At 62.6% G+C, this 9,837-nt stretch carries 10 protein-coding genes; 1 reads left to right on the plus strand and 9 read right to left on the minus strand.

All coding sequences use genetic code 11. The features are described 5' to 3' along the window. Window positions 1-244: 244 nt before the first annotated feature. Window positions 245-772 (minus strand): hypothetical protein, encoded by a 528-nt coding sequence (locus FRC96_RS01530; protein WP_146972283.1) that lies wholly within the window; start codon window positions 770-772, stop codon window positions 245-247. A 182-nt stretch (window positions 773-954) separates the two neighbouring features. Here FRC96_RS01530 and FRC96_RS01535 point away from each other — a divergent pair, with 182 nt between their 5' ends. After that, complete coding sequence (locus FRC96_RS01535) at window positions 955-1,353, plus strand: hypothetical protein (protein WP_146972284.1); 399 nt, start codon at window positions 955-957, stop codon at window positions 1,351-1,353. Between the two features lie 608 nt (window positions 1,354-1,961). Here the strand turns inward: FRC96_RS01535 and FRC96_RS01540 are convergent. The 8 genes from FRC96_RS01540 to FRC96_RS01575 form a co-directional block, all read right to left on the minus strand. Continuing rightward, the gene (locus tag FRC96_RS01540; RefSeq protein ID WP_146972285.1) at window positions 1,962-2,939 is read right to left on the minus strand and encodes a hypothetical protein; all 978 of its coding nucleotides are present in this window, start codon (window positions 2,937-2,939) and stop codon (window positions 1,962-1,964) included. Window positions 2,940-3,731: 792 nt separating this feature from the next. Continuing rightward, window positions 3,732-4,784 carry an MlaD family protein gene (locus tag FRC96_RS01545; protein ID WP_230469759.1) on the minus strand — a complete coding sequence of 351 codons (1,053 nt, stop codon included), beginning with the start codon at window positions 4,782-4,784 and terminating at the stop codon, window positions 3,732-3,734. 112 nt (window positions 4,785-4,896) lie between these two features. Beyond that, window positions 4,897-5,646: an ABC transporter ATP-binding protein gene (locus FRC96_RS01550; protein WP_146972287.1), complete on the minus strand. Its 750-nt coding sequence runs from the start codon at window positions 5,644-5,646 to the stop codon at window positions 4,897-4,899. A gap of 10 nt (window positions 5,647-5,656) precedes the next feature. Further along, window positions 5,657-6,250: a hypothetical protein gene (locus tag FRC96_RS01555; protein ID WP_146972288.1), complete on the minus strand. Its 594-nt coding sequence runs from the start codon at window positions 6,248-6,250 to the stop codon at window positions 5,657-5,659. 279 nt (window positions 6,251-6,529) lie between these two features. Further along, complete coding sequence (locus FRC96_RS01560) at window positions 6,530-7,375, minus strand: MlaE family ABC transporter permease (RefSeq protein ID WP_146972289.1); 846 nt, start codon at window positions 7,373-7,375, stop codon at window positions 6,530-6,532. Window positions 7,376-7,385: 10 nt separating this feature from the next. Further along, window positions 7,386-8,183: an MlaE family ABC transporter permease gene (locus tag FRC96_RS01565; RefSeq protein ID WP_146972290.1), complete on the minus strand. Its 798-nt coding sequence runs from the start codon at window positions 8,181-8,183 to the stop codon at window positions 7,386-7,388. A 9-nt stretch (window positions 8,184-8,192) separates the two neighbouring features. Next, on the minus strand, window positions 8,193-8,936 hold the full coding sequence (locus FRC96_RS01570) for an ABC transporter ATP-binding protein (protein ID WP_146972291.1): 744 nt from the start codon (window positions 8,934-8,936) through the stop codon (window positions 8,193-8,195). Further along, on the minus strand, window positions 8,936-9,837 hold a 902-nt coding region (locus FRC96_RS01575), incomplete at its 5' end, for a tetratricopeptide repeat protein (RefSeq protein WP_146972292.1). The genes FRC96_RS01575 and FRC96_RS01570, both read right to left, overlap by 1 nt.

A 9,837-nucleotide genomic window follows, 5' to 3' on the forward strand; every position in this document is an offset into this window, starting at 1 on the left:
TCTACGCTTCTTTTGCGCGAGTTGGGCACCCCAGAGTGTGATGGGCGGAGCACTTAGGCACGCGTCGCTCGCCAGCGCCCTCCCTCTTCCACGGCGTCAGTCGTCGTCCCGCGCAGCCAGGCCCGGGAGGCCACAGAACGGTTGAGGTTCTGGCGGTCGACACAGCGTCTTGGCGTCTCGTCCACTCATGCTGTGGAAAACGCCAACCGACGTGCCGCTCAGAACGCCTCGCCGACCAGAATGCTCAGAGGCTCATCCGGCGAGAGCGTCGCGCCCCGGTCGGGCTGTGCGGCACGTAGTTCGCCGCCAGCCCTGCCTCATTCGGGTCGCCCTCGCGACACTTCACAGGCGAGTTGCGCCTCAGCCACAACGTGCCGCAGGGAAAAACGCAGCGTTTTTTGCCGGCGATCCAGCGCTTGCGCACCCGCACATACGCGCTCTGAAACGCCCTCTCCCGGCTGACGGCCTGCTCGAGAAGCTCCGGATGAAACGCCGCATAGCGCGGGACGGACTGTCGGCCTTTCTTCCGCCGAAGATCTTTCGCGCAGTCGAAGGGATTGGTGGCGAGCACGGCTTTGATGCCCAGAAACCGGCGGCGCTTCTTCTTTCGCTGGCGGTGAATCTCGTTTTCTTCCTCGCGCAGACGCTTCTCAAAATACGCGACGACCTCCTCCAGCGACATATCGTCGTAGCCCGGCGGGCGCCTGGGGATGAACTCAAAGCTCTCCGGCTGATCGTCGCCGTAATAGCTGTCGGGACGCTGGACCTGCATCGGCTTCTCCCAGTCNAGAGCCATTGATCGAGGAAGCGATAGCGTTACGCCCTTACGACTCGCGCGTTCTTTCGCAGGGGACCTTTGTGGCGTTGGCACTTCAGCGTCTGGATACGGCGCTGAAGCGAGGAAAAGAAGCTCTCAGAACGGGGCCCAATAACCTTCAAGGGATCGACGCGTACGTGGCCACATTGCAGCGGCGGGGGCGTCATCAAGACGCCGCTAATGTGATGGAATGGGCCATCAAACGCGGCGCGCCGCTGGAGGCTGCCGGTCCCCTGCACGCGCGCCTGGGACAAGTCTACGACAACGCGCTGAAGCGCCCTCGTCGCGCGCTGGAGCACTATCAGAAGGCCACCCGACTCCTGCCGGAGGGCGCAGAGCGTATGCTCGTGGTCAATCGTCTCAATGAGCTAGAGAAACGTCTGGAGCGCGATCGGTTGATTCGAGAAGGGAAGCCCGTGCCGCGTCATCTGTTGCCCGAGGAGGCGCTTGAGCAGGGCCATGATCATGGTCATAACCACGGCGGCCCCCCTGGAATGCCGGAGGTGCCTGGCGAACATGAGGGGCACGACCACTAAGTTAGACTGCGGCCAGGGCTTTAAGTGAAACAATCGACGTGAGGAATTTACGGATTCCCGACTCCGCAACTCGACCCACGGTCATCCGCAACTCGACCCACGGCCGCACAAAAAACGACCGACGGTCGCGTCAACGTCAGCATTTATGCGGCGATCATGAAGATGGTCGTGAGCAAGACTCGATCATCAACGTACGATATTGTCGCTGAGAATGCGCGAGTGAGGAGAGAGACTTACGTATGTTGAGCGTCGCCGCGTCGCTTGAGGACAATGTGTCAACAGATCGACGAGGAACACGCCTTATATAGGGGCCAGGTGGGCTTGTAGCACGTCCGCAACGCCCTACGCCAAGCAGAGTTACGCCTCTACGCTTCTTTTGCGCGAGTTGGGCACCCCAGAGTGTGATGGGCGGAGCACTTAGGCACGCGTCGCTCGCCAGCGCCCTCCCTCTTCCACGGCGTCAGTCGTCGTCCCGCGCAGCCAGGCCCGGGAGGCCACAGAACGGTTGAGGTTCTGGCGGTCGACACAGCGTCTTGGCGTCTCGTCCACTCATGCTGTGGAAAACGCCAACCGACGTGCCGCTCAGAACGCCTCGCCGACCAGAATGCTCAGAGGCTCATCCGGCGAGAGCGTCGCGCCCCGGTCGGGCTGTGCGGCACGTAGTTCGCCGCCAGCCCTGCCTCATTCGGGTCGCCCTCGCGACACTTCACAGGCGAGTTGCGCCTCAGCCACAACGTGCCGCAGGGAAAAACGCAGCGTTTTTTGCCGGCGATCCAGCGCTTGCGCACCCGCACATACGCGCTCTGAAACGCCCTCTCCCGGCTGACGGCCTGCTCGAGAAGCTCCGGATGAAACGCCGCATAGCGCGGGACGGACTGTCGGCCTTTCTTCCGCCGAAGATCTTTCGCGCAGTCGAAGGGATTGGTGGCGAGCACGGCTTTGATGCCCAGAAACCGGCGGCGCTTCTTCTTTCGCTGGCGGTGAATCTCGTTTTCTTCCTCGCGCAGACGCTTCTCAAAATACGCGACGACCTCCTCCAGCGACATATCGTCGTAGCCCGGCGGGCGCCTGGGGATGAACTCAAAGCTCTCCGGCTGATCGTCGCCGTAATAGCTGTCGGGACGCTGGACCTGCATCGGCTTCTCCCAGTCCGAGGGCATGATCTTAAAGCCCGGCCAGTCCTTTGCTCGGCGAACAAGGCCGGCTTTGACCGGGTTGAGCAAGACGTAGAGCAGCTGAATCTCGAAGACCTCCCGGTCGAGCAGCACCGTGTCGCAGTAAGAGCCATTGTCCCAGAGGCTTCCATCAAAACCGATACAGTCCTTTCGGGCCCTGGAGAAGCCGGCCATCGCGTCGCGCATAAACTCCGAGCGGCGCGCCTGCGGGTCGGTGAGCACGATGTGCAGGTGGTTCGACATCACCATCGTGCCGTGCACCACAACACCGCTGCGATCGGCTGCACGCGCAAACTCGTAGGCCGCGATGGCGTTGATGTTGGCATCCGGGCGTGTCAAAAAACGTCCTCCGGCGGTACGACGAGTCAGGGCGGCGACCTGACCTTCGACATGACGACGGGGGCGAGTCATGGTGGGGCTCCAGAGAGGTAGAGGGTTGGATGTTGGACCTCGCTGGATTGTTATCGCGCGCAAGTTGCGGATGTTGCGTCGCACGGGGAAAAAAAGATGGGGAGATGTAGGGAAGGCTCTGCCGGCGATCAGGTATGTGATGTGGACATAAGCGTCGAAACGCCGCGTCGTTACTGGATGTCAGGTGACCCCCGGTCATCGTATCGACGACCCACGGTCAGTTCTTTCAGTCAACTTTAGACGTGTTTAGAGTTGGCGGCGCGACTGCGGCCGCAAATTCCGCAGAACATTTTGCTGCGGTGTGTAGATGCGAGGGACAACAAATCTGCGCTCTCGAACCGATGGGGGGTCGGACCGTCTGTGGCGCGCTTTTTGCGAGCCCCACTGTCAAATTTTGTGCTGCGCTCTACGCCGACCCCCGGTCATCGTATCGCCGACCCCCGGTCATCGTATCGCCGACCCCCGGTCATCGTATCGACGGCCCACGGTCATCGTTTCGACGACCCACGGTCATCGTATCGCCGACCCCCGGTCATCGTATCGCCGATCCCCCGGTCATCGTATCGACGACCCACGGTCATCGTATCGCCGATCCCCGGTCATCGTATCGACGACCCACGGTCGAGATGTAGGCGGTCACTATAGATCTGCATCATTGCGGTCAATACGCCATCCATGCGGAGCGCCCATCGCACAGATCTACCACTCGTAACATCGACCAGGGTTCCCCCCCAGACGCAATCCTAAGCAAGGCAGCCATGCGGGATCACGCCGACCCGAAGGAGGCCCTTTTTACTCTTTCCAGAGAATCTTCCAGGGCTGCTGCTTGATCACGCGCAGCAAATCCTTGAGGTCCTCGTAGACCTCGCGCTCGACGAGCAGGGCCCCAAGGGTGCCCTCACCGGCGGCCACGCCATCGACCAGCGTGACGGCCTGGTCGGAGACCTGGCGCAGGTTGTCGACGCTGGTCTCAGCATCGTCGAGCACAGCGACGATACGCCCCTCGTTATCGACGAGGAGGCGGCGCGTCACCTCGCTGATCTCGCGGGCATTGGCGGCAGTCTCGCTCACATTCGCCATCACCGGATCAATCTGCCCGCTGAGCCGGCCGGTCATCCGTCGCGCGCTGGCCGCGGTGGCGCCCGCGTCGTTGACGATGGTGCGAAGTTGCTGGCCATCGCCCACCGCGACGTTGATCGCCGCGAGCAATTTCGAGGCCTCGGTCGTGGTCGTGTTAAGCCCTTCGATCGCCGAATCGAGCTCGTCACGATTCTCGCCGACGGCATCTCCGACCACGCCGAAGAAGTGGGTGGCGTTGGCCACCAGGGCACCCACATCCTGATCTTCGTCGTTGAGAATCTCGGTCATCGTCTCGAGCACCTCGGAGGCCTGGCCGAGCAGGATCTCCATGCGCGGGGGATCGACGCCGCGAAGCGTATCTCCGCTGGCCACCTCCGCCCCGTCGAAGTTCTCGGTGATGATCTCCACATAGGGCTCGCCCAGCACGCCGCGGGTGGTGATGTAGAACTTGCTGTTGTCGCGGATGGAGTCGGCATACTGCGCATCAATGTCGAGCGAGGCCTGCACCGCGACGGCCGGGAGCCCGCTCGCCGGGTCGTCGTTTCGCACAAACTCCATCTTGGAGACCGAGCCCACGTTGATGCCCGAGAGCGCCACGTCGGCGCCGGTTTTCAGGCCGCCGGAGGTGCTAAACTGCACGTGGATCTGGTAGCCGCTGGAGAGGCGAAAATCGCCCAGAAGAAATACGAAGGCGACCAGCAAGGCGGTCGCAAGCAGGACGAGGGCCCCGACCTTGACTTCAATGGCGGTTTCTTTTTTCTGCATCGAGAAGATCCCGAAAAAGGTGGCGTAAGTGCGACGCGAAATGAGGCGCATTCTCACCCGGGAGCGCTGGAATTATCAACCCTGCTCATCCCGGGGCGGCACACCGGTGAGGTTAGACTTCCATCGGGCCGTCGGGCAGCCCCTTGATAAACTGTTGCACGATGGGGTTGTCGCTCTCCTTAAAGGCCTGCTGACTTCCGTCGAGGATGAGCTTGCCCTTGTAGAGCATGGCGATGCGGTCGGCGATGCCAAAGATTGAGCGCAGATCGTGGCTGATCACAATCGAGGTCACCCCGAGCGCATCGGAGAGGTGACGGATGAGCTTGTCGACCATGGCCGCGCTGATGGGATCGATGCCGGTGGTGGGCTCATCGAAGATCACAAACTCCGGGTCGAGCGTGAGCGCGCGGGCGATGGCGACTTTTTTGCGCATTCCGTCGCCGAAGTCGGCCGGAAAACGGTCCGCGTGGCGTTGCATCCCGACGAGCTTGAGCTTCTCCAGCGCCATCTCGCCGGCTTCTTCAACGGTGACGCCCAGGTGCTTGCGGATGGGAAGCGCGACGTTCTCCTGGAGAGTCATCGAGTCAAAGAGCGTCGAATTTTGAAAGACCATCGCGCAGCGTTTGCGGATGGGAAAAAACTCCTTCTCTTTAAAGTCCGTTACATCGACCCCGTCCAGGAGCACGCGGCCCTGATCCGGGCGAATCAGTCCGACGAGGTGTTTGACAAGCACGCTCTTTCCGGCGCCGGACTGTCCGATCACAAAAAAGACCTGGCCGGACTGCACCGTGACGCTCACGCCCCGCAAGACGTGGTTGTTGCCAAAACTCTTATAGATGTCGCGAAACTCGATGGTGCCCATCGCATCGTCCTTAAAAAGCGAAACTCAGACCGAGTGAGGCACGCACGTAGTGCCAGGTGCGCTCCACAGTGGGCGAGGAGGGCTCGTCGGGGTTGGCAAACTCGGTGGGGAGTGTGAGTCCCTCGATCAGGGGAATGCTCAGCCCAAGCTCAAGCGTCCAGAAGCGCTCCTCGCTGTGCCAGCGATAGTAGCCGGCGCGAAGCTCCGCGCCCATCTGGGTGCTGGGCACATCGCTTAAGCGCAGACCACTGTACTGCAGCCCACCGCCAAAGGTCAGGCCGCTGCGCTCGTAGATCGGAAAGTATCTGGCGAGCACCGCCAGCTGCCAGGCAAAGCCAACTTCGGCATCGGCGGGCGGCGCGGTCGCCATGGGGTGCTCGCCAAGATAGGTTGCTCCGAGACCGACCTCGGCGCTCATGGAGAGCCGCGGGCCGACGATATGATGAAGTCCGAGGCGCGCTACACCACCGGCAGCCGGGCTCATACGGATACCGGAATCGGGCACGTCGATCACCGCCCCACCCTGAGCGGCAATACCTATGGAGGGAAACTGACGTCCCACCATGGGCATATGCACCGACTGCGCACTGGCAGATGCACTCACCAACAACGGCATGGCCAGCGCAGCGCAGAACAGGGCGCTTCGGGGCATGCGGATTGGGGGCGATGGCTGGCTCATTGCGGCGTCCGTGGCGCAGGCGTACAGGGTGTGAAGAGGCGACCGTAGGTCGTGTGAAAAAGTGACCGTGGGCCAGGAGAAAAGTGGTCGCAAAAAGTGACCGTGGGTCGTGTGAAAAGTGACCGTGGGTCAGGTGAAAGATGGTCGAAAAAGTGACCGTGGGTCGTGTGCAAGGTGACCGTGGGTCAGGTGAAGATCGCGAGCTCAGGAGGGAAGAAGGCTCAGCGCCACGTATCCCAGGCTGGTGATGATGAAGTCGAGGATCACCACCGCCAGGCTCGCGTTGACCACCGCGTTGGTGGTCGCGCGACCTACGCCCTCGCTGCCGCCGGAGACGTTGAGGCCGGCGTGACAGGCGATGATCGGGACGGCCATCCCGTAGGCCAGCGCCTTACTCAGGCATAAGATCAGGTCGAACCAGCCGATGAAGCTCAGGTCGATGAACGTGCGCACGTTGAGGCCGAAGGAGAGCAGTGCGGTCAGCGCGCCGGCGCTGTAGGAGACGAGCACGGCGAAGATCGTGAGCACGATCATCATGATCGTGGTGGCGATAAAGCGCGGCACCACCAGGTAGTCAACCGGCGGGGCGGCGCACATCTGCAGGGCGTCGACCTGCTCGGTGACCACCATCGAGCCAATCTGGGCGGCCATGCCGGTGGCCACGCGCGTGGCGATCATCATGGCGGTGATCGTCGGGGCGAACTCGCGCAGCAGGAGCTGCAAAAAAAGCCCGCCCAGCAGCTGGAGGTCGCCCGTGATCTGCTCGGCCTGGTAGCCCGCCTGGTAGATCAGAATCATGCCCAGAAAGCCCAGGGTCACAGCGATAAAGATCACCGAGCGGTTTCCCACCTCGTGCAGCTGCTCAAAGATCGCCCGCCAGCGGGTCCGCCCGCGCGCCATGTAGTAGAGCGTGAGCCCGAACATCTCGACGAGCTCCTTAAAGGTGCGCGTCAGATACAGGATGGGCTCGCCGAGCGCGGAGAGAAACTCTCGGAAGTTCGAGGGCTCGCGGCCGGAGGGGCGGCCCGGGATGTCGGGGGATGCGCTCATAATGGCGAGCTCACAGCGAGGCGAAGGTGATGGCGTAGTCGAGCACGAAGATGGCGATGGCGCTTCCCACAACCGAGGCGTTGACCGCCCGGCCCACCCCGACCGCGCCGCCGGAGGTGCTCAGCCCGAAGTGGCACGAGATGATCGCGATGGCAAAGCCAAAGGCCACGGCCTTGATCAGCCCGTGAAGAAGATCGTCGAGGAGCACATAGGCGATGACGCTCTGGAAGAAGAGCACCATGTTCACATCCAGGAGCACCTGGCTTGTGACCGCTCCGCCGATGAGCGCGGTGAAGTTGCCGATGACGACCAGCAAGAACATCATCAGGATCATCGCGATAAAGCGCGGCATCACCAGATAGCCGATGGGATCAATAGCCAGCGCGCGCAGCGCGTCGACCTGATCGGTGACCTTCATGGTGCCCAGCTCGGCGGTGTTGTTGGCGCCGACGCGGCCCGAGAACATCAGGCCGATGAGGATCGGGCCAACCTCGCGCAGAATCGAGTAGCCCGCTCCCCAGCCCAGCAACCCGTAGGCGCCGTACTGCTCGATGTAGAGGCCGGACTGAATGACCATGATCGCGCCCACCAGAACTGCGGTCACGACCACGATGGGGAAGCTCTTGACGCCGACGCGGTAGAGGTTGCGCCAGGTCTCCGGGCCGTCGAACTGCCAGCGCCACGGCAGCAGGTTACGCAGCACCTGAAGGGTGAGCAGCGCCAGCCCGCCGGCGTTAAACGACCAGCTCAGGGCCGTCTGACCCAGCCAGTGAAAGGGGGCCTGCAATGTTGTGGCGAGTCGATGCATGAGGCGTCTTTATACGTTGAGTTCGTCGTCGCTGTAGCCCTGCCAGAACTGGCTGACCAGCGAATCCTCGCAGGCCTCAATGGCCGGGCGGTCGCCCTCGAAGATCAGGCGGCCGCGGTCGAGCATCGCGAAGCGATCGCAGATGTCTTTGATGCCCTCGATGTCGTGGCTGATGGTGACCGAGGTGGTGTTATGATCGTGCTGCATCTTGCGCAGCAGAATGAAGATCTTCGAGCTGGTCACCGGGTCGAGCCCGGCGGTGGGGTCGTCGTAGAAGACGATGGGCGGGCGGCGAATCACCGCGCGCGCAAAGCTGACGCGCTTCTTCATACCACCGCTGAGCTCATTGGGGTACCGCTCACCGATGCCCGGCAGGCTGATGTCAATCAGCGCCTGTTTGACCTTCTCGGCGATGAGCTCCTCATCGGTCTCGCCGGCCTGGCGCAGGGGGAAGGCGATGTTGTCGGCGACGTTCATCGAGTCGAAGAGCGCGTAGTTCTGAAAGAGCATCCCGATGCGAAAGCGCAGCTCGGCAAGCTCGGTGGGTTTGAGCTTATGAACGTCGATGTCATCGATGAGCACGCGGCCCTTGTCGGGTTTGATCAGCCCGCAGACGATCTTTAAGAGCACCGATTTGCCGCAGCCTCCCGGCCCGATGAGCCCGACGTTGGTGTTGTCGGCGATCGTCAGGGTGACGTCATCAATGACGACGCGTCCCTCGTGGTATTTGGTGACATTCTCAATGCGGATCATCAGAGGGCCTCCTGACGCTGGCGGGCCTGGTCGGCCAGGCGGCTCTCGGGGAATTCGCTGACAAAGCGGCGCAGGGCGCGCTGGTAGGCGCCCGGGCTCTTGCTCAGGCGCGCGATCTCGACGAGGTGCCACTCGGCCTGATCGCGTCGCATGGCGTGGGGAAAGGTGTCGATGAAGCGCTCAAAATGATCGCTGGCCGCGTCATAATCTTCGAGGAAGAGCAGGTGAATGCGCCCGAGCTCAAAACGGGCGTCGGCGGCGCGGTGGGAGTTGTAACTCCCGACAAACCAGCTTGCGTCGGTGCGCTCGGCTACGATCGACAGGGCGCGGATGGCGGCGCTGAAGTTCTGGTGGGCGCTGTAAATCTCGGCCATGCGCCAGAGGGCTTCGTCGGAGGCCGAGCAGCTCTCGCAGCTTGTCGCCGCGTCGCGGTAGGCGTTGAGGGCGCCCTCGTCGTCTTGAAGATCGGCGTGGCGAAGCTCCCCGATGGTCAGGTGCAGCTGGGCTTTGAGGCGTTCGTTCTTCAGACCGGCGGCGATGCGGCTCAAATCCTCAATGAGGGTTTGCTGGTTGCCGGCCTCGCGCTCGATTCTGGTAAGAAAGCTCAGCGCGAGCTCGGTCCCCGCCCAGGGGGCGGTCTGGGCGATGGCGCGGTGGAGCAGGGCGATGGCCTCTTCGCGCTGCTGATGATGCTCGAGTTCAATGCGCGCCGATTCGTAGAGAGCGCGGCTGGTGATATGGTCTTCGATGCTTTCGGTCCACAGGGCTTCAAAGCGCTCTTCGGCCAGCGCGATATCGCCGCGACGCAGCGCGAAGCGGGCGAGCTCAAACCGCGCGTCACGGGCCTGTGCGCGCTCCGGGGCGCGCCGGGCGAGCGCCGCAACCTCGGGCTCGGCCTGCG

It is taken from the genome of Lujinxingia vulgaris (assembly GCF_007997005.1).
Taxonomy (GTDB): Bacteria; Myxococcota_A; Bradymonadia; order Bradymonadales; family Bradymonadaceae; genus Lujinxingia.